At 37.5% G+C, this 19,823-nt stretch carries 18 protein-coding genes and 1 riboswitch; of the genes, 6 read left to right on the top strand and 12 right to left on the bottom strand.

The annotated features are described in order from the left end of the window. The first annotated feature begins 32 nt into the window (after positions 1-32). On the top strand, positions 33-557 hold the full coding sequence (locus IGM04_RS03390; protein ID WP_002355833.1) for an LURP-one-related/scramblase family protein: 525 nt from the start codon (positions 33-35) through the stop codon (positions 555-557). Positions 558-602: 45 nt separating this feature from the next. Here IGM04_RS03390 and IGM04_RS03385 read toward each other — a convergent pair whose 3' ends face one another. From IGM04_RS03385 to IGM04_RS03375, 3 genes are all read right to left on the bottom strand, one after another. Beyond that, a complete protein-coding gene (locus IGM04_RS03385; RefSeq protein ID WP_002355832.1) occupies positions 603-1,166 on the bottom strand; it encodes a GNAT family N-acetyltransferase in 564 nt (187 codons plus the stop codon). A gap of 96 nt (positions 1,167-1,262) precedes the next feature. Further along, positions 1,263-2,483 (bottom strand): 3D domain-containing protein, encoded by a 1,221-nt coding sequence (locus IGM04_RS03380; protein ID WP_002386187.1) that lies wholly within the window; start codon positions 2,481-2,483, stop codon positions 1,263-1,265. A 248-nt stretch (positions 2,484-2,731) separates the two neighbouring features. Beyond that, positions 2,732-3,499, bottom strand: coding sequence for a putative ABC transporter permease (locus IGM04_RS03375; RefSeq protein ID WP_002387023.1), 768 nt, complete (start codon positions 3,497-3,499; stop codon positions 2,732-2,734). Between the two features lie 125 nt (positions 3,500-3,624). On the opposite strand from IGM04_RS03375, the gene IGM04_RS03370 reads away from it, so the two are divergent. After that, a complete protein-coding gene (locus tag IGM04_RS03370) occupies positions 3,625-5,352 on the top strand; it encodes an ABC transporter ATP-binding protein (protein ID WP_002363303.1) in 1,728 nt (575 codons plus the stop codon). Further along, a complete protein-coding gene (locus IGM04_RS03365; RefSeq protein WP_002355825.1) occupies positions 5,342-7,108 on the top strand; it encodes an ABC transporter ATP-binding protein in 1,767 nt (588 codons plus the stop codon). The genes IGM04_RS03370 and IGM04_RS03365 overlap by 11 nt, the downstream gene beginning before the upstream one ends. A gap of 51 nt (positions 7,109-7,159) precedes the next feature. Here the strand turns inward: IGM04_RS03365 and IGM04_RS03360 are convergent, their stop codons facing one another. Continuing rightward, positions 7,160-7,708 carry a folate family ECF transporter S component gene (locus tag IGM04_RS03360; protein WP_002385065.1) on the bottom strand — a complete coding sequence of 183 codons (549 nt, stop codon included), beginning with the start codon at positions 7,706-7,708 and terminating at the stop codon, positions 7,160-7,162. 30 nt (positions 7,709-7,738) lie between these two features. Further along, positions 7,739-7,906, bottom strand: a riboswitch (THF riboswitch). Between the two features lie 66 nt (positions 7,907-7,972). Further along, positions 7,973-8,395 (bottom strand): methylglyoxal synthase, encoded by a 423-nt coding sequence (mgsA, locus tag IGM04_RS03355; protein ID WP_002355823.1) that lies wholly within the window; start codon positions 8,393-8,395, stop codon positions 7,973-7,975. 185 nt (positions 8,396-8,580) lie between these two features. On the opposite strand from mgsA, the gene IGM04_RS03350 reads away from it, so the two are divergent. Further along, positions 8,581-9,684, top strand: a complete 1,104-nt coding sequence (locus IGM04_RS03350; protein WP_002355822.1) for an ABC transporter ATP-binding protein — start codon at positions 8,581-8,583, stop codon at positions 9,682-9,684. A gap of 49 nt (positions 9,685-9,733) precedes the next feature. Here the strand turns inward: IGM04_RS03350 and IGM04_RS03345 are convergent, their stop codons facing one another. The 4 genes from IGM04_RS03345 to IGM04_RS03330 form a co-directional block, all read right to left on the bottom strand. Further along, the gene (locus IGM04_RS03345; RefSeq protein WP_002355821.1) at positions 9,734-10,351 is read right to left on the bottom strand and encodes a hypothetical protein; all 618 of its coding nucleotides are present in this window, start codon (positions 10,349-10,351) and stop codon (positions 9,734-9,736) included. Between the two features lie 126 nt (positions 10,352-10,477). Then, positions 10,478-11,365, bottom strand: a complete 888-nt coding sequence (gene rsmA / locus IGM04_RS03340; protein ID WP_086317705.1) for a 16S rRNA (adenine(1518)-N(6)/adenine(1519)-N(6))-dimethyltransferase RsmA — start codon at positions 11,363-11,365, stop codon at positions 10,478-10,480. 18 nt (positions 11,366-11,383) lie between these two features. Further along, complete coding sequence (gene rnmV / locus IGM04_RS03335) at positions 11,384-11,968, bottom strand: ribonuclease M5 (protein WP_002368172.1); 585 nt, start codon at positions 11,966-11,968, stop codon at positions 11,384-11,386. After that, positions 11,965-12,735 (bottom strand): TatD family hydrolase, encoded by a 771-nt coding sequence (locus IGM04_RS03330; protein ID WP_086317704.1) that lies wholly within the window; start codon positions 12,733-12,735, stop codon positions 11,965-11,967. Before IGM04_RS03330 ends, rnmV begins: the two co-directional genes overlap by 4 nt. A gap of 134 nt (positions 12,736-12,869) precedes the next feature. On the opposite strand from IGM04_RS03330, the gene IGM04_RS03325 reads away from it, so the two are divergent. Together IGM04_RS03325 and IGM04_RS03320 are read left to right on the top strand one after the other, a co-directional pair. After that, entirely contained in the window at positions 12,870-15,092 is a 2,223-nt protein-coding gene (locus IGM04_RS03325; protein ID WP_179189101.1) for a HelD family protein, read from the top strand. Positions 15,093-15,212: 120 nt separating this feature from the next. Beyond that, positions 15,213-15,818, top strand: coding sequence for a hypothetical protein (locus IGM04_RS03320; RefSeq protein ID WP_002383359.1), 606 nt, complete (start codon positions 15,213-15,215; stop codon positions 15,816-15,818). Between the two features lie 58 nt (positions 15,819-15,876). Here the strand turns inward: IGM04_RS03320 and IGM04_RS03315 are convergent, their stop codons facing one another. The 3 genes from IGM04_RS03315 to IGM04_RS03305 form a co-directional block, all read right to left on the bottom strand. Further along, the gene (locus IGM04_RS03315) at positions 15,877-16,098 is read right to left on the bottom strand and encodes a hypothetical protein (RefSeq protein WP_002366304.1); all 222 of its coding nucleotides are present in this window, start codon (positions 16,096-16,098) and stop codon (positions 15,877-15,879) included. A gap of 99 nt (positions 16,099-16,197) precedes the next feature. Further along, positions 16,198-18,207 carry a methionine--tRNA ligase gene (gene metG, locus IGM04_RS03310; protein WP_002355813.1) on the bottom strand — a complete coding sequence of 670 codons (2,010 nt, stop codon included), beginning with the start codon at positions 18,205-18,207 and terminating at the stop codon, positions 16,198-16,200. A 187-nt stretch (positions 18,208-18,394) separates the two neighbouring features. Next, entirely contained in the window at positions 18,395-19,786 is a 1,392-nt protein-coding gene (locus tag IGM04_RS03305; protein WP_002355812.1) for an amino acid permease, read from the bottom strand. Positions 19,787-19,823 lie beyond the last annotated feature (37 nt).

The following is a 19,823-nucleotide window of genomic DNA, read 5'->3' as shown; positions in this document are numbered from 1 at the left end:
CACTCATTTATATATAGAAAGGAGATCGTGTCGTGTCTGAATTTTTTATTCAAGAACAACAGTTAGGAAAAGTTACGCGAACCATCGTGAAAGACCAAGCAGGCCGTTCACTTTTTCTATTGGTGGGGCGCTGGGGCACACGAGGAGATGCGCTTTCTTTATATGCAATGAACGGAGAAATTTTAGCCAGTATTAAACAAGTTTCTTGGACTTTTGGTACACGATTTGAGTTATATCAGCGTTTTGAAAAAGTGGGTACTCTACGAAAACTGTTCAATTTGAATGCTGATTTCTATTATGTTCAAGGCCTTCACTGGGCAGTTGTTGGTGATATCAAAGCGCATCAATATTCAATTTATCAAGTCCATAAAAAAATTATGTCAATGGATAAAACCATGCTTTGTACAGGCGACTATTTTGTTTTAACTGTTGCCAATGATGAGGACGCACCGTTGTGCATCTGTATAGCAGCTGTCCTTGACTACTGGTTATATAATAAGAAAAAACAAAAAACTTCCGATGATTTTGGATTAGATTTTGATCCTTTAACGGATTAATGAAAAATAACGAAGCTAAAGTGATTGACTTTAGCTTCGTTATTTTTACACTTCTTTTTGCATATGATTGTATAAGTGACCACTAATAGTCATTGTTGTGACATCTTTAAAGCCTTTGCTTGCGTATAACTTTCTCGCCCCTGGATTGTCAAAATCAACATTTAGACCCAAGGCTTGCTTCCCGCTAGCTTTGGCTACTTCAGGTAAAGCATCTAATAACTTAGAACCAATTCCCATTCCACGGAAACGTTCATCCACAGAAATCGTGTCTAAATACCATTCATTAGGCAAGGTTTCTTCTTCAATAAATAGCCGAACATCTTCTGCTAAGCCATGTTTTTTAAAGACTTCTCTTAAAGGTTCATCAATAATCTTTTCATCTTCCGCAGGATAGCCGACAGCAATCCCTGCAACTTCACCTGCATGTTCATAAACTAAAATTCGTTGATAGCCATAGCGATAGGTTGGATACGCCGTTGCCTCTGCTAATAGGTCAATCATTTGTTCTTCTGAGACTTCTTCTAAAATTGGTAACTCCATATCTTTTAAAATAACTAAGACCAGCCGAGCAATCGCTTGACCGTCTTCTTTTGTTGCCGAGCGAATCATTGTAATTCTCCTTTACATTTAACTAAAAAAGAACTGGCTACTATCATTACTGACTTAGCCAATTCCTTTTATCTTGTCTTTAGTATAACAAATTTATTATTGAATTTCTACTGTAACCTGACGTCGTCCCCAAAGACGGCATTGGTCTACTGAATCAAAATGAACATCAATAATATTTCCTTGAATAGCGCCACCTGTATCCCCAGCAATAGCAAAGCCATAACCAGAGACTTTCACTAATGAACCTAGAGGAATTACACTTGGATCGACTGCAACTACATTGCTTTCTTTACTTAAGTCAATACCAGTAGCACTTAGATTACTTGCACCAGCTTCGCGCCAAGAATAAGCAGTTGATTCCATCTGAAGCACACGACCAGAGCCAGTTCCTGGTGTTGATGATTCGCCTGTCGATGATTCTGTCGTTGATGACGATTCGGATGAACTAGCTGAACTTGAAGATTCAGTGCTACTGCTTTCCGTACTTGTAGAAGAGCTTGATGCTTGACTGCTTGACTCTTCAGCAGCTTCGGCTTCTAGTTTAGCCGCCGCATCTGCTTGCGCTTGTTTGTCGGCAGCTGCTTGTTTCTTCGCTGCTTCTGCTTTGGCAGTTTCTGCCGCACGTTTTTTCTGTGCCTCAGCTGCTGCTTTTTCGCTGACTAAGCGTTGTTGCTCTTTCTGTTTGTCTGTCGAAATTTGAGCCAATAATTCTTCATTATTCGCCATTTTTTCTTTTAACTCAGAGACTTTATTATTCATTGAAGAAGCTTCAACTTGTAATTTCTCTTCATTTTGTTTTAAAGTTGTTTGCGTATTTTCAACTTTTTCTTGTAATGCAGCTAACTTTTCTTTTTCGCTAGTTAAGCTTTCAATCTTTTCCCGTTCAAAGTTTTGTAAAACGGTCATGGCGTAGGCCCGATTAAAGAAATCTGATAAATTTTCTGCATCTAATAAGGCTTGCCAAGTACGTTGGTCGCCATTTAATTGAATATCCTTCATACGATCGCCAACAGCTTCTTTACGACGAGAAATATTTTTTTCTGTTTTTTCTATTTCCTCTTTCGAAGTTTTCAACGTATCTTCCGCTTTCGAAATTTGCGTTTTTAAACGTTCGATTTCCGCATATTTAGCATTTACATCGTCTAAGGCTGAATTGATTTCTTTACTAATTAACTCCCCAGATTGTTTCGCTTGCGCTTCTTTTTCTTGCAACGAATCAAGTGATTCTGCTGCCGCAGCGACTGGAAGTCCAAAATTGATAAGCATCATTGTTGTTAAAAATGGTATCAACTTTTTAACCTTCACTAAATCCAACACCTTTCCTAACTTATCTAAAACACCTACTCATTATACTAGTCAGGAGGGCTTGTTTTATTTCAATCGTGTTACAATTTGTTACAATTTAAATGCAACTCTTTTTTTATCCTGCGTTTATTCATTAGTCCATTTCTATCTCAATTCTTTAAGAATTTCTTAAGACGCCTTAAAAACTAGCTTTTGACGATTTTTCTTTTTTTCATCCCATTAGACCATTGATTGAAATATTTTGTAATATTTTTTGTTAATTATTGGCCTTTTTTCTTCAAATCTTCTAAGAGATGCCGCACTTCTTTGGAATTTTTAATGTTTTTTAAAGTTAGTTTTGGGTAATTGTTAATAAAACGACGTTGTTGGAAATTTAATCGATTTTGGAAATGCTCTTTTTTGGTTCGTTCTTTTAACTTCTGCCAATCAGCTGTAGCGATTTCCATTTTTGTGTTCAACCGTTGCTTAAATTCTTGTTGGTTCGTTTCCAACGTTTGGCCCATCTCGGTAATAAGTTTTTTGAAACCTTGCATGTTCAGCAACGTATAAATTAAGTCAAGCCCCATTACAATCACTATGCAAAGGGCTAAGTAGTTGCCAAAGGTTGCTTGTAAAAAGCTGACAACTTTGGCGATTTCTGGTTGAATAACTTTGACAATCAAGACACAACCCAATCCCCAAAAAAGAGAAACTGGTAAAGCCACACGACCGTTTAAATTAAAAGGTACATCATGATAATCCCACCAAGAGGCATGGAACAGTTTTTCCAAGCCATAACTAGTGACATATTCTAAAATCGTCACTAAAACAGCCGATCCGACATACAATACCAAGAGATTGTTCTCAAAGGGTTCCACAAAATAGAGAACGCTTAAGACCCCAAATCCATAAATAGGACAATAAGGCCCTACCAAAAATCCTCGATAAACAAATTTTTTGGCTTTTAATGAACAATACACCGTTTCCCATAACCAGCCGATAAAGGAATAAATAAAAAATAACAAAATAACCTGACTCATTTTTTCCACGTTTCTGTCACACTCCACTTCTTTGCGCTTTTCTTCTATTTTAACAGAAGTTGAGAAAATGTAGCGAACAACTTTCTTTCATTGAAAGATTAGGCTACAATGAGAGCAGCAAAGGGAGGAATCTTATGTTTGGTTTATTGAAATACGCAAAAAATTATCGAAAACAAATTATCCTCGGTCCAGTCTTCAAATTTTTAGAAGCTTGTTTCGAGTTAGTCTTGCCCTTATTCATGGCTCACTTAGTCGATGTCGGTATTCGTCAAAACGACCGACAGACTGTCATAGAAATGGCCCTCTGGATGCTTGTTATGTCGTTAGTTGGTTTATTTTTTGTCATGATTTGTCAATATTATGCTTCAGTCGCTTCGCAAGGTTTTGGGACGGAGCTAAGAAATCAATTAATGAAGAAAATTAATCAGCTTTCACACAAAGAATTGAATAGTTTTGGTACAGATACCCTCATCACCCGGATCACAAACGATATCAATCAGCTTCAATTGGCTTTAGCGATGTTTATTCGGTTGGTCATTCGGACACCTTTTTTAAGTATCGGTTCTGTGGTCATGGCTTTTTACATTGACGTGCAGATGGGCTTTCTTTTCCTATTACTTTTACCAATTTTTAGCCTTATTCTCTTTATTATCATTAAAGTGACTGTGCCTTTATATCAAAAAGTCCAAGAATATTTGGATCGGTTAAACCGTCAAATTAGTCAAAATTTAAGCGGTGTCCGTGTGATCCGTGCGTTTGCTAGAAAGGAAACAGAGCAACGACATGTTGATAAAGCTTCCGATGATTTAGGCGATATTTACATTCGCGTATCGAATGTCTCTGCTTTATTAACGCCTTTAACCACTTTGATTATGAATGTTGGAATTTTATTTTTACTTTATTTTAGTGGCTTAAAAGTTTCTTTTGGTTCCTTGCAACAAGGGGAAGTTTTAGCATTGATCAATTATATGAATCAAATGATGCTCGCTTTAATTGTTGCTTCTAATCTCGTGGTAATTTTTACGCGAGCTGCCGCTTCCGCAAACCGTGTCAATGAGGTTTTAACTGTAGAAAGTCAGTTAACAGATACACCAGAATCAGCAAAAACATCTCCACAATTTGGTGATATTACCTTTGACCATGTAGATTTTCGCTATGAACCAGAGGCCGGTTTGGCTTTGGAAAATATCAATTTTACGATTCCTAAAGGCTCAATTCTCGGCATCACGGGACCTACCGGCAGCGGGAAAAGTACCTTAACCCAACTCATTCCCAGATTTTATGATGTGAGTGCAGGAAACCTTTTTATTAATGGTATAAATGTGCGCGATTGGCCGCTCTTTACTTTACGTCAACAAGTGGCAAGTGTCCCACAAACTGCCGTCTTATTTACAGGGACTATTCGAGAAAACTTACAATGGGGCAAACCAAATGCAACTGATGAAGACTGTTGGGAAGCATTAGCTATCGCCCAATGTAAAGAATTTGTTGAACAATTAGACCAAGGGTTAGACACGCCTGTTAACGAAGGCGGAAAAAACTTTTCTGGTGGACAAAGACAACGGTTGACCATTGCCCGTGCCTTGATTAGGAAACCGCATTTACTTATTTTAGATGATTCCTTGAGTGCCCTCGACTATCAAACAGATTTGAATCTGCGCCGCGCTTTACAAAAAGAACGAGCAGAGACAACCGTTATTTTAATTTCGCAACGCGTGAGTTCGATTGCAACGGCGAATCAAATTTTAGTCCTAGATAGTGGAAAAGTCGCTGGCCTTGGCACCCACGAAGAATTACTTACTTCTTCTAAAGAGTATCAAGAAATCGTTGCGTCACAGGAGGAGGATACCCATGCAAACTAAAAAAATTCATTTTGGCGCCTTCTCACGTTTTAAGCCGTATTTACTACGCTATCCAAAAGAAATTATCGGCGCCTTAATCCTAGGAATTCTCAGTGGTTTTTCGACTGTCCTCATGACTTATTATATAGGTAAATCCGTTGATACAATGGTTGGTAAAGGACAAGTCAATGCTGCGCAACTCATCAAAATTTTAGGTTTATTAGCAGGGATTTTACTCGTAACCGTTCTAAGTCAATGGCTGATTCAACGTCTCGGTAATCGCGTGTCTTATTTATCGACCACACAGCTGAGAAAAGATGCCTTTGCCCATTTAAATCAATTACCGTTAAGTTATTATGACCAAACATCACACGGAAATATCGTCAGTCGCTTTACCAACGATATTGACAATATTTCAATGGCTTGCTCGGCTGTCTTCAACCAATTATTTTCTGGCATGGCCACCGTCGTTGTTGCTTTGCTCTTTATGATTCGGCTAAGTCCCCTGCTCACATTAGTGGTTCTTATCAGTACGCCGATTATTTTTATTGTAAACTGGCTTGTTGCAAAAGCTTCACAAAAAAACTTTGCTGCACAACAAACGATTGTTGGTGAAATTTCCGGCTTCGTTTCAGAAATGGTTGGCAACCAAAAAATTGTTAAAGCCTTTCAACAAGAACAAGCTACGCAAGAAACATTTGAAGCATTGAATCAAACGTTGTATGAAAAAGGACAGAAGGCTCAGTTTTCTTCCTCCTTAACCAACCCACTTTCTCGATTTATCGACCATTTATCTTATTTATCGATTGGATTAGTCGGTGGCTTGTTAGTTTTAAGTGGCAATCCTTTAGTCACAGTTGGTGTTATTTCCAGTTTCACCATTTACTCTAGTCAATTTTCTAAACCTTTTATTGAACTCTCAGGAATCACCAACCAAATCCAAGCAGCCTTAGCTGGATTGGAACGTACCTTTGATATGATGGATCAACCAGTTGAACGTCCTGATGCCCCGAACGCAATTGTTTTGAAAGAAGCGCGAGGCCGTGTTGAATTTAAAGACGTTGATTTTTCTTACACGCCGACGCGACCTTTAATCGAAAACTTTAATTTAATTGCTGAACCAGGAGAAACAATTGCCATTGTTGGACGAACTGGTGCGGGTAAATCAACATTAGTGAATTTGTTAATGCGCTTTTACGAGGTCGACCGTGGCCAAATTACGGTTGATACTCACGACATTACTCAAATTACTCGGGACAGCTTACGAAAAAGTTTTGGTATGGTTCTCCAAGATACTTGGCTATTCGATAGTTCCATTCGGGAAAATTTAACGTACGGAAATCCTGAAGCCTCTGACGAAGAAATTATAGAAGCCATGAAAAAAGCCCATATTTTTGATTTCGTCATGCGTTTACCTCAAGGACTAGATACCGAGATTGGTTCTCAAGGCGTTAAAATTTCTGAAGGACAACGACAATTAATGACTATTGCACGCACGATGATTAGTAATCCGCCGATGCTTATTTTAGATGAAGCGACCAGTTCAGTTGATACATTGACCGAGCAAAAAATTCAGGATGCTTTTTTACAAATGATGACTGGCCGGACCAGTTTTGTTATTGCCCATCGCTTAGCAACAATCAAAAGTGCTGAAAAAATTCTAGTTATGGATAATGGTCAAGTGGTTGAAATTGGCACCCATGACGAATTATTGCAAAAAGAACAGGGTTATTATCGTGACCTTTACGAAGCACAGTTTAATCAAAAAGCACAATAAAAAAGAGTCACTTTTCTGGGATGATGAAAAGTGACTCTTTTAATTTTAAATTTATTGATCTAATTCAGATAATGGTTTTCCAAATAAACGTTTAAAGGGAATTTTATTGCCTAAATAATAAGTGGCAATTACTTGAATAGGAAAGAAAATAACTGTTTTAATTAAGCGTGGCACCCACCAAGCAAAATTTGCTAGATTGACTCCATACATTAAACTTAACCACAAAGGCGTTAAAATGATATTAATTAAAACGGTGACCAACAATGTCGCCAAAATCACTCGTTGCCATGTCATTTCTTTCTTATAATAGAAATAACCATAAATAGCACCAGCCAAAAAGGCATTTAAAGTAAACCCAGGAAAATAGCCTGCCTTTGGAAAAAGCAGCATTCCTACCACATCAGCCACCGCCGTGCCGATTCCAGCCCAAAAAGGTCCGAAAATCATTCCAATCAATGATTCTGGAATAAACGTGAAACTGATTTTTAAAAACGTTGTTTCATACGCAAAAAAGCGTGAAAAGACAACGACCACCGCAATGAGTACGCCCATTAACGCAATGGATTTTGTGCCAAATTTTTTCTTTGTCATTTTTAGCATCTCCTCTAAGAGCTGCTACATGACGAACCATGCAGCGAATGCGAAAACAAAACCGCGAACATTAAAAAGCTGAACGTGTTGTTCTGATGATAAGCAAAGTAAGAACCTTTGCTTTCTAGCAACACACTGTTTATGTTCTTCGTCCAAAAGGCAACATCCCATCCTTTTAGCACTTAACGCTTTGTCTCCTACTCTGTTATTTTATTTGGACAAAAGTCCTCATAAAATATACCACAAAATAGTCAAAATAACCATTAAGGTTCTCTAAAAAGCTAACGGTCGACGATCCCCTTCATGGATAACCTCACGGAAGTCCGCAAACCCCGCCTCGACACCTCTCAAAAGAATTTCAGCACTGCCGATATTGGTTGCTAAAGGAATTTCATAGACATCACTTAGACGAATCAAAGCTGTCACATCTGGTTCATGCGGTTGCGCGGAAAGAGGATCTCTTAAAAAAATAACTAAATCAATGTTGTCTTCTGATATCATTGCGCCAATCTGTTGATCCCCACCTAATGGCCCCGATTTAAAGCAATGCACGGGTAAGCCAGTTGCTTCCATCACTTTCATGCCTGTCGTTCCTGTTGCATACAATTCATGTTTTTCTAAAATATGTTTATAAGCGGTTGCTAGTTTGATCATTAATGTTTTTTTACGATCATGAGCGATTAAAGCGATTTTCATGTTATCCAACTCCTGTCTTTGTTATATTATAACAAAAGTTTATCGATAAATCCGCTGAGAGTGTTTGCCCTTTGTCACCTTGACGAAAAAGTCTTCTTTTTCTTGTGCAACTCTCCCTTGCCGAAAGATAGCGTTTTCATTTAAACTATGAGTAACAAATCAAAAAGAAAAGAGTGACGTATCAAATGGTGGAAATGGCGCTTAGAAATGTGTATAAAAAATATGACAATGCAGAACATTATTCTGTTACAGATTTTAACTTAGAAATTACAGACCGTGAATTTATCGTCTTTGTCGGACCTTCTGGTTGCGGTAAATCAACAACATTGCGCATGATTGCTGGCTTAGAAGATATTACTGAAGGTGAATTATCAATTGGGGACAAAGTCATGAATGACGTTGCACCGAAAGATCGTGATATTGCCATGGTTTTCCAAAACTATGCGCTTTACCCGCATATGACTGTTTTTGATAACATGGCTTTTGGTTTAAAACTAAGAAAATATGATAAAGCTGAAATTAAAAAACGGGTGGAAAATGCTGCGGATATTCTGGGCTTAACAGAGTACTTACAACGTAAACCTGCGGCGCTTTCTGGTGGACAACGCCAACGTGTTGCACTTGGCCGGGCAATTGTCCGTGATGCCAAAGTCTTTTTAATGGATGAACCTTTATCAAACTTGGATGCAAAATTACGTGTAGCCATGCGTGCTGAAATCGCTAAACTACACCAACGTTTAGAAACTACGACAATTTATGTGACACATGACCAAACCGAAGCGATGACCATGGCTGACCGAATCGTAATTATGAAAGATGGCTTTATTCAACAAATTGGTTCACCAAAAGAAGTTTACAATACACCAAAAAATATGTTCGTAGCTGGGTTCATCGGCTCACCTGCCATGAATTTCTTCAAAGTTACCTTAAACAATGGGGTTATTTCTAACCAACATGGCTTAAAACTAGCAATTCCTGAAGGAAGAAACAAAGAGCTTGTTGAACATGGTTATGAAGGCAAAGAATTAATTTTCGGTATTCGTCCAGAAGATATTCATAGCGAACAAGTGGCTTTAACGGCAATGAAAGATGCAGTGATTAAATCTGAAGTCGTTGTTTCTGAATTATTAGGGGCTGAATCCATGCTTTATACAAAAATTGGTGATACAGAGTTTATCTCAAAAGTAGATGCTCGTGACTTCCACCATCCTGGTGAAATGATTGACTTAGCTTTTGATATTAACAAAGGACATTTCTTCGACCCTCAAACAGAAGAAGTCATTAAATAAAAAATCTCGAGGCATCCGTCACAATGACGGATGCCTCGATTGTTTCTCTTTATGCTAATTTAACCTTCTTCTTTATCACTTTGGGTTGTTTCGCTTCTGTAAAAGTTGGAATATCTACATGTTTACTTAAGGTACTTGCTAAAAAGTAGGCAATACTGAAATCCACCAAACTATGAATTAATCCACCAACGCCCATCAAAAGAAAAATAGAATACATGAAGCCGGCTGTATAATAAGTTCCTGGCAAGTTGCCCATTGTGTAAAATACAGAAACAACCACTAGCTCGGCAGCGGAATGAATCACTCCAATTCCCACGTTAAACAACTGTAATTTTCCATTTAATAAAGTGAATTTCCCCTCTTTATTGATTAAAATTTCTGGATGCTTTTGTAAAATCACTGCGCCAATGACTGCAAAAATCAAATGAGATAAGGCCCGCAAAGCAATAATCGGTGTTGCGGATAAGAAAAAACCAAAACCTGTTCCTAGACTAACCGCAATTGCCACCACTGGAGAAATAAACATGGCAATAAAAACTGGGACGTGACTTGCTAACGTAAAACTGGCTGGACCAATGGTAATTCTTGGCATAACCATTGGAATGATAATCCCCATTGCAATTAAAAGTGCTGAAATTGTTAAACGTTTTACTGAGTTTGTTTTCATTAAAACTGCCTCCTAAAGGTGTCATGACACCTTTTGTTTTTCTCAAGTGTAGCTGAACAGCCGCAATGTGTCAAGACACATAAAAGAACTTTCTGTTATTTCTCATAAATAACAGAAAGTTCTTTTTTATACTGGTTTATTTTTTTCTAAAGCATTACTTAAACGAGCGAATTCTTCTAAAGACAATGTTTCACCACGTCTAGAAGGATCGATTTCTGCTTCAGCCAGGCTTTCTTTTAGCCAAGCCACCGTTTGTTCATCTTTCCCATAAAAATGCGTTAAGTTATTCCACAATGTTTTACGTCTTAATTGGAAACTGGCTTTGGTTAATTTGAAAAATTCTTTTTCATTGGTCACTGTCACTGCTGATGTAGCACGGCGCGTCAATTTAATAATCGCCGAGTCAACATTGGGCTGCGGCACAAAAACCGTTTTTGGCACAATAAAGGCGACACTTGCTTCCATAAAATATTGAACAGCAATTGATAATGAGCCATAAGCTTTCGTTCCTGGTTTAGCAGCAATTCGATCAGCGACCTCTTTTTGCATCATCACAACCATTTCAGCTACATCTAAAGAAGATTCTAAAAAATGCATCATAATTGGCGTAGTAATATAGTAAGGTAGGTTAGCCACCACTTTAATCGGATACTTCTCTTGAAAAACTTGGTTGGTTGTCTCGACCAAATCAGCTTTTAAAACATCCTGATGCACCACTGTTACATTATCATAGCGACTTAAGGTATCTGCTAAGACAGGAATCAAGCGATCATCAATCTCAAAAGCCACAACTTGTGCCGCGTTCATCGCTAATTGCTCTGTTAATGCACCAATTCCAGGCCCGACTTCGACAACATTTGTCTGCTGATTGATTCCCGCTGTTTCTACAATTTTTCTTAAAATATTAGGCTCTGTCAAAAAATTTTGACCTAAACTCTTTTTAAATGAAAATCCATGCTTTTTTAATATTTCTTTGGTTCTGGATGGTGTGGCAATTTCTTTATAGTCCGTCACGCTTGTTCCTCCATGTAGTTATTCTTCGTTTGCAAGTTCTTTTAAAATACGTGTCATGCTTTCTTTCAATTCTGCTTCTGTAATCCGAAACATGCTTAACCGTTTGACTAACTGTTTGCTATTTGTATAGCCAATTCTTAGGTCATCTCCTAATAATTCACGGTATTTTTTTGCATTTGCTCCCGCTATTAAACCATATTCAACTAGTGTTTGTCTAGGAATTTCTTGATAGTCTTCACCAGCTTGAACAGGTGTTACGACTTTTTTTAAGGCTTCAATAATTGCTTCATCACTAGCATGTTCAACCCCTAGGCTACCGCCATTTTTTTTAGGCACTGCAACTTTTCTTGATAAAAAAGCATGCTTTGCATCAGGAACGACTTCCATTATTGTTTTACGAATTTTTTCGCCCGAATAGTCTGGATCTGTAAAAATAATCACGCCTCTCGTTTCTTGTGCGTGTTCAATTTGTGTCAAAATTTCATCATTGATAGCAGAACCAATCGTTTCAATCGTATCCGCTGCAACTACCTCTTGAATGCGGCGTGTGTCGTCTTTTCCTTCAACGACAATGATTTCTGCAACTTTCATTTTTTCTTTCATTTATCTATCCGAAACAAGCGATGAGCGTTGACTCTCGTTTGTTCTGCCACTTCTTCAAAGGTTAGTTGTCGTAATTCAGCAATTTTTTCCACTACGTATCGTGTATAGCCTGGTTCATTCCGTTTACCACGATAAGGAACGGGAGCTAAATAGGGTGCATCTGTTTCCACCAACATTCGTTCGAGTGGTACCGCCATCGCCGCTTCTTGAACATCCAACGCTTTTTTAAACGTCACGACTCCACTAAAAGAAATATGCAGACCTAAATCTAAAAATTTCTTCATCCACTCGGCATCACCACTGAAACTATGCATGATTCCACCAATATCTGAAATTTTTTCATCTTTTAAAATTCGATAGGTATCTTCTAGTGCCTCTCTCGTATGCACACTAAACGGTAAATTCATTTCCCGAGCAATCGCAATTTGACGGCGAAAGACTTTTTCTTGCACCTCTTTAGGATCCTCCATCCAGTAATAATCAAGACCGATTTCACCTAATGCGACAATTTTTGGCAACGTTAATTGTTCTTGTAATCGTCGTTCAACCTCTGGCGTATAGCTACCCGCTTCTGTTGGATGCCAACCAATGATACTATAAATATTGGCATATTCCTGACTAAGTAAAAGAGATTTTTCAATCATTGGTTCATCAAAACCGACCACGGCCATCTCTGTAACACCCAATTCTTGGGCATGTGCAATCGTTTCTGGAATATCATCATTAAATTGTTCTGCATTCAAATGTGTATGTGTATCAAAAATCATTATGATTGCCTCCTTTATCTCCTCTCTACTTTATCATATTTCTTGAAAAATCTGAATGACTAGGCGACAAGATTCGCCATTTCCTCATAAACAGCGCTTGCATTTATGCTAAAAGTAACGTATACTATTCAGTCATGTTATTAAAAGGAGGAATCTCCATGACCGATGAAAAAATTTATGAACAACAGCATTTAACAACGGTTTATCATGAGCTGCAAGCGGCTAAAAAAGTTTACGAAGAGCAATTGGCGAACACAATGAAAGATGGCAAACATATGCTAGAGGAATTTGGTCGCGATTCTAAGCTGAATTTTGATAGTTATGCCGATAATCTAGAAACGTTTGCCATGTTGGAAATGAAGAACCGTGAAATTGATCAGTGGAACTTAAAAAATGAAGCAACGGCTAAAAATTTAGACAAAGTGAAACGCCTATTACAAGTTCCTTATTTTGGCAAAATTGGCGTGACTTTTGAAAACAGCCCTGAAGAGCCAGAAAACTTTTATATTGGCGTAAACGATTTTACTTCTTTAGAAGAAGAAACGCGCATTCACGATTGGCGCTCACCGATTGCTTCGTTATTTTATGACAATGTTTTAGGGAAAACAGCCTACACGGCACATCAACAAACCATTCCTGTACAACTTGATTTGAAAAGACAGTTAATTATTGAAAAAGATCAATTAATCAACTATTTTGACACAACCATTGCGATTCAAGATGATGTGTTATTGCATTCTTTAGAAGAAGATGCTTCTCCTTATATGAAGGACATTACGACAACCATCCAACAAGAACAAAATCAAATAATTCGTGACGAAACGCAGCCACTCCTACTAGTCAACGGGATTGCTGGTAGTGGGAAAACGTCTGCGATTATGCAACGGATTGCTTATTTACTTTATCAACATCGAGCAGAAATTACAGCGGATAATATTTTATTACTTTCACCAAATTCAACATTTATTGATTATATTTCTCAAGTTTTACCGAATTTAGGCGAACGAAATCCCTTGAATTTGACTCTTTTACAATTTTTGCGCTTCACTACCAAAGAATCATGGCCAATGGAAGAAGAAACGGACTATTTCGAACGCATTACTCGCTCTGAGGCAACGGAGCAAGAGCACGTTATTCGTTCAAAAGAATTTGCAACGTTTCTTTTAAGCAATCCTGAAAAAGCGGTTGTGCAGCCACATTTTTTCCGTCCTTTAACTTTTAAAAAGCAGACCTTATTTACTTCAGAAACAATTTTTAAACTTTATCAAGAAACACCAGCTGACTTGAGTATTCGCCAACGAATTTCAGCCACAAAAGAAAAATTAACCAGTCTTTGGACACGGTACTTATTAAAACAAGCCCATTCTAAAAAAATGTTGGATCAATTCCAAGATTTAACAGAAGCTGAACAAGTTCGTTATTTTGGCACAGTGATTACCGAAGATAATGAAAAACATCTGGCTGATTTTGCTTTAAAACGTTTGAAGAAAAAATATCGCTCCATCACTGCTGCTATCAAAAATGATGCTTGGCTAGATCAATGGGCCTTTTTTGAAACGTTTTATTCTTTATTCACTGGAAAATCGTATCAAAAAGAGACAGCTGTTTTCACAGCCGATGAAATTGTGGCCCTTATTTTGATGAAACATGCATTTATTGAAAACCTCGCCAACCAGCAAATGGCTTTTATCCTAGTCGATGAAGTCCAAGATTATACAGAAGCCCAATTATTATTACTGCTGACACTTTTCCCTAAAGCTAGTTTTACTTTAGCTGGTGATGAAAATCAAGCCATTTTTAATACAGCCATTGAATTTTCTGAAGCTCATGATTTATTGGTTAACGAAACCAGCCGTTCTGTTGGAACGTATCAATTATTAAACAGTTACCGTTCAAGTAAAGAAATTACACGACTCTTCCAAACATTAGGCACTCAACCAGAGCAATTAACCATTGTGCCCATCCGGCATGATGGAGAAAAACCGACATTTATTCCTTGTGACTCTGCGTCTGACTATCTTAAAGCAATCGTCACTTCCATTACAACTTTTGATCCGAAAGAAAGCACCGCCATTATTACTAAAACTTTTGCAGAAAAAGAACAATTAACAAAAGAACTTAGTGCTTCTCTTTCATTGGAAGAGCATCCGTCACTGCAAGTTTTATCAATTGATATGGCAAAAGGTCTAGAATTTGATAATGTAATTCTTCATAACCCAAATGTTAATCGTTATTCCGACAATAAACGAGATAAAAAAATCCTGTATACTGCTATTTCTCGTGGAATGAAACGGGTCGTTTTACCTTATACCGGCACACTTTCCGAATGGTTTACACCTTACTTGGCAGCCCAGTAACTGAGACTTAAGGCGGATTTTATTTTTAGAAAAACCACTTATAATAGACGAGTAGGCACTGCTTTTTAATTAGCAGACCTACTCGTTTGTTGTCTCTTAAGTTGAGAGGAGCGTGATAAGGTGAAACAATCACCTGATTTAGAAAACTTTTTAAAAACCTCTATCCAAAAAAATGTAACTATTGAGCGAAAACAACAAAACCAAACCATTTGGCACTGGCTACTGCTTATTTTATTTGGCTTGCTAACCTTTGGCTCACTGACACAGCAGTTACTCCTAATTGGCTTGTTTACACTTATTGCCGCTATTGTTAAAGGCCCCTTAATGCTCGTCTGGGGAACCATCTATTCGGCGTTAGTGGCTTTGTTTCCACCTTTTGCTTTAGTCCTATCTTTACTTTTTTTTATAATTAATTTAGGCACCGTTATGAAAAGTTGGCGTATTACTTTAACAAGCGCTTACTTTTATCTAATTCCTTTAGGTTTTAGTCTCTTGAAAACGACCGACTGGGTATCAACGCCTTATTTCCTGACAGGCTTGGCTTTGTTAAGTATTTTAGGGCTGCATTTTATATTAGAGTGGCTCTATAAAAATAATAGCTTAGGCCGTTTACTCACGTGGCAAATTATTAGTGTCCCTTTTTCACTCTTACTGATCATTTTACCAAGTCGCCTAACGAAAGGCCGTTTTGGTAAAAAACGAATACCTAAAAAAGTGAAACTCTAAAATAGAAAAGCCTAGGAAAAATCGCAAATGATTTTTTCTAGGCTTTTCTTCGATTCTTTTAATTTAAAAATTCGTTGATTTTCGATTTTAGGACGTCGATAATATTATTTACTTCTATATCGCCACTTTCTATTTTTTTCCACAAAACAAAGCCCCAAATAATTATATTTATCGTAACTAAAGCACCAATAATACGTTTATTCCTAGCAGATGTATAGGCCTTTCTCCATTTTGGATCATTTTTACGTCTTTTTAAAAATTCATAAGTATGATAAGCCATCAAACTTCCCCCACATCAAATCACTTTTCTTCTAGTATACAAAAAAAGTAGTAAAGATAAAAGGTTACAATTCACCTTTTATCTTTACTACTTATGCTTTTATGCGATTCCTGCACCATTTGGCATTTCTTTTGGTGCTTCAACAATTTGAAGTTTACCTTCTGGTGATTCAGCTGAAAGAATCATTCCTTGGCTAATTTGACCACGCATTTTTCTTGGTTTTAAGTTAGCCACAATGACTACTTTTTTGCCAATTAGCGCAGCTGGATCTGGATAAAATTCAGCAATACCTGAAAGAATTTGACGATGGTTTTCATCTCCAGCATCTAAACGAAATTGCAATAATTTATCTGCTCCTTTGACTTTTTTACAGTCAATAACTTCGGCAACTTTTAATTCCACTTTATCGAAATCATCGTACTTAATTTGTTTTTCTTTCGTTGAAACCAACGTTGTTTCTTCTGGATTCCATTTAATATCCTCTTCTGTAGCACTTTCGCTTTGGGACATTTTCTTTTGAATATACGTTACTTCTGTTTCAATTTCTAAACGTGGGAAAATAGGTGTTCCTTTACTTGTTACTGTTACATCTGTTGGAAACTCACCAAAATGAATATTTTCCATGTTCATTGTTTCTGGATCTAAGCCTAATTGTTCGAAAATTTTCCCTGGTGTTTCTGTCATGACTGGTTGCAATAAGATTGCCACAATTCGTAAGCTTTCCGCTAAATGGATCATGACACTTTCTAATTCGTTGCGTTTCTCTTCTTCTTTAGCCAATACCCAAGGCGCTGTTTCATCAATATATTTATTTGCACGAGAAACTAGCGTCCAGATTTCTGCAATGGCCGTATTAAATTCCATTTTTTCCATTGCTTCATGATATTTTCCAATAACATTCGCCGCAGTTGTCGATAGTTCACTATCAAATGGGGTAACTTTTGAAGCATAGGCTGGTACTTTGCCATCACAATATTTATTAATCATCGCAATTGTTCGATTCAACAAGTTTCCTAAGTCATTAGCTAAATCATAATTTAAGCGAGAAACGAAATCTTCTGGTGTAAAGACGCCATCACTACCAAATGGAATTGCTCGTAATAAATAATAACGTAACGCATCTAGACCGTAGCGTTCTACTAACATTTCAGGGTAAACAACATTTCCTTTAGATTTAGACATTTTTCCGTCTTTCATCAATAACCAACCATGTCCAAAGACTTTTTTCGGTAATGGTAAATCCAAGGCCATTAACATAATTGGCCAATAAATCGTATGGAAACGCACGATTTCTTTCCCAACCATTTGCACGTTCGCAGGCCAATATTTTTGGAATAATGAATCATCTTCTGAACCATAACCTAGTGCTGTAATATAGTTTGATAACGCATCAATCCATACGTAAACCACATGTTTTGGATCATTTTTTAATGGAATTCCCCAAGAGAAAGTCGTTCTTGAAACGGCTAAATCTTCTAATCCTGGTTTGATGAAGTTATTTAGCATCTCATTTTTACGAGATTCTGGTTGAATAAATTCTGGATGTTCTTCGTAATATTGTACCAAGCGATCCGCATATTTACTCATGCGGAAGAAATAGGATTCTTCTTTAACTAATTCGACTTCGTGACCACTTGGTGCTTTCCCACCAATGACATTGCCTTCGTCGTCACGATATACTTCAGCTAATTGTGTTTCAGTGAAAAATTCTTCATCAGAAACTGAATACCAACCTTCATATTCTCCAAGGTAGATATCTCCTTGTTCTACTAAACGATCAAAAATTTGTTGCACGGCTGCCATGTGATAATCATCCGTTGTCCGAATAAATTTATCATAGCTGATATCTAATGTTTTCCATAATTTTTGAACATCTGCTGCCATTTTATCAACGTACTCTTTTGGTGTCACATTTAACTCAGCAGCTTTTTTTTCAATTTTTTGGCCATGTTCATCCACACCTGTTAAATAAAATACATCAAAACCCATTAAACGCTTGTAACGGGCCATTGCATCGCAGGCGATTGTTGTATATGAATTCCCAATATGTAACTTCCCACTTGGGTAATAAATTGGGGTGGTAATATAAAATGTTTCTTTCTGTGACATACAGAAAAAACCTCCTTTAGTCATTTTCCTAAACCCTCAGGATTTACTCCTAAACAGTATACCATAATTAGACATTATTAAACTATATTTCTTGTCGGTTTTCTCTTGAAAATGAAGAAAATGCCAGAAAGAAAAGAGAGAAAGACCTGTCTAATTGACAAGTATTCCTCTCTTTTTTTGTTCATTTTTATTCTTTTGTCTCGAAACGAACGATACTATGGTGTCGTCCATAAAAGAAATAAATAGCCAAACCAATCACTACGGCTATGCCAAATACTTGCCAAGTAGCTAAAGACAATTGGAACATCAGAGCCGCACAAACCACGATTGAAATTAATGGTAGAACCGGCACAAGAGGCACTTTAAATTCACCTGCTTGCGGTTCTCCTTTCATTGTCCGTAATTTGATAATTCCTAAAGCGAGAAACATCAGATAAAAGAGTGTCACGATATTTGTAAGTTCAGCCAACATCTCCATTGGAACAATCCCAGCAAAAACCATTGCTAAAAATCCAGCTACATAGGTTGCATTCTTAGGTGTGTGCCGCTTCTCATCGATTTTGCTCATAAACTGCGGCAATAATCCATCTTTACTAATCGCATAAATCACACGGGCTAAACTGTACATCATCGCAATCGTCACTGTTAATAAGGTTAAAATAGCACCAACTGAAATGATTGTCGCAATTGCGCCATGATTAATGAAGCGCATCGCAAAAGCCACCGGATCCTTGACCCCTAAATCCGTAAATGGAACAATCCCAGTTAAAACTAACGTAACAACAATATATAACAATGTTGAAATAATAATGGAACCAATAATCCCTTTTGGAATATCTTTTTTCGGATTCTTCACTTCCTCCGCGGCCATGCTGACCGCATCAAACCCTAGAAAGGCAAAGAAAACTAAAGCAGCACCACTGAAAACGCCTGAAAAACCATAAGGAATAAATGGTTGCCAGTTCGTTGGTTTCACATAAAAGATTCCCACGAGAACAAATAATAAAATAATCCCAAACTTCACGAAAACCATTAAGTTATTTAAACGTAACGCTGTTTTCGCTTCTAAGGATACCCAAAAAGTTACAGCTACAACGACCAACATGGCAATCAAATCAATATATGTACCATTTGTTGGATTATAAGCGCCACTTAACGCTTGCGGCAAAGAAAAACCTAAGCTATCCAAAAAGCCATGGACATAGCCTGACCAACCTGAAGCAACGGATGAAACCGCCAAGAAAAACTCACAAATAATCATCCAACCAGTCATCCAAGCCACAATTTCTCCAAAGACCACATACATGTAGGCATACGGCCCGCCAATGACCGGAATACGTGATGCAAATTCTGCATAGCATAAACCAGATAAAATAATCGCGGCTGCTGCTACCAGAAATGATAAGACGAGCCCTGGACCTGCATAGCGTTCCGCTGCGACACCTGTCACAACAAAAATCCCTGTTCCTACTACAGCCCCAATTCCTAGAAAAATTAAGTCCATCGTCTTAAGATTTTTTTTCATCCCACCACTGTCATTGACAGGCACAGTGATTTCTTTTTTTCTGAAAATAGACATGTGTTTACCCCCGTAAAAAAAATAAGCGTAAATAAAC

Source organism: Enterococcus sp. DIV2385, assembly GCF_051711925.1.
Taxonomy (GTDB): domain Bacteria; phylum Bacillota; class Bacilli; order Lactobacillales; family Enterococcaceae; genus Enterococcus; species Enterococcus faecalis.
This window is presented reverse-complemented; position numbering and strand designations above follow the sequence as displayed.

What these genes read in the sequence shown, in the direction of transcription:
- rnmV (WP_002368172.1), bottom strand. Translation starts at nt 11,968, where the DNA reads ATGAAAGAAAAAATGAAAGTTGCAGAAATCATTGTCGTTGAAGGAAAA.
- IGM04_RS03345 (WP_002355821.1), bottom strand. Translation starts at nt 10,351, where the DNA reads ATGAAAACAAACTCAGTAAAACGTTTAACAATTTCAGCACTTTTAATT.
- IGM04_RS03370 (WP_002363303.1), top strand. Translation starts at nt 3,625, where the DNA reads ATGTTTGGTTTATTGAAATACGCAAAAAATTATCGAAAACAAATTATC.
- IGM04_RS03360 (WP_002385065.1), bottom strand. Translation starts at nt 7,708, where the DNA reads ATGCTAAAAATGACAAAGAAAAAATTTGGCACAAAATCCATTGCGTTA.
- IGM04_RS03330 (WP_086317704.1), bottom strand. Translation starts at nt 12,735, where the DNA reads ATGATTTTTGATACACATACACATTTGAATGCAGAACAATTTAATGAT.
- IGM04_RS03365 (WP_002355825.1), top strand. Translation starts at nt 5,342, where the DNA reads ATGCAAACTAAAAAAATTCATTTTGGCGCCTTCTCACGTTTTAAGCCG.
- IGM04_RS03315 (WP_002366304.1), bottom strand. Translation starts at nt 16,098, where the DNA reads ATGGCTTATCATACTTATGAATTTTTAAAAAGACGTAAAAATGATCCA.
- IGM04_RS03305 (WP_002355812.1), bottom strand. Translation starts at nt 19,786, where the DNA reads ATGTCTATTTTCAGAAAAAAAGAAATCACTGTGCCTGTCAATGACAGT.
- IGM04_RS03385 (WP_002355832.1), bottom strand. Translation starts at nt 1,166, where the DNA reads ATGATTCGCTCGGCAACAAAAGAAGACGGTCAAGCGATTGCTCGGCTG.
- mgsA (WP_002355823.1), bottom strand. Translation starts at nt 8,395, where the DNA reads ATGAAAATCGCTTTAATCGCTCATGATCGTAAAAAAACATTAATGATC.
- IGM04_RS03350 (WP_002355822.1), top strand. Translation starts at nt 8,581, where the DNA reads ATGGTGGAAATGGCGCTTAGAAATGTGTATAAAAAATATGACAATGCA.
- metG (WP_002355813.1), bottom strand. Translation starts at nt 18,207, where the DNA reads ATGTCACAGAAAGAAACATTTTATATTACCACCCCAATTTATTACCCA.
- IGM04_RS03325 (WP_179189101.1), top strand. Translation starts at nt 12,870, where the DNA reads ATGTTATTAAAAGGAGGAATCTCCATGACCGATGAAAAAATTTATGAA.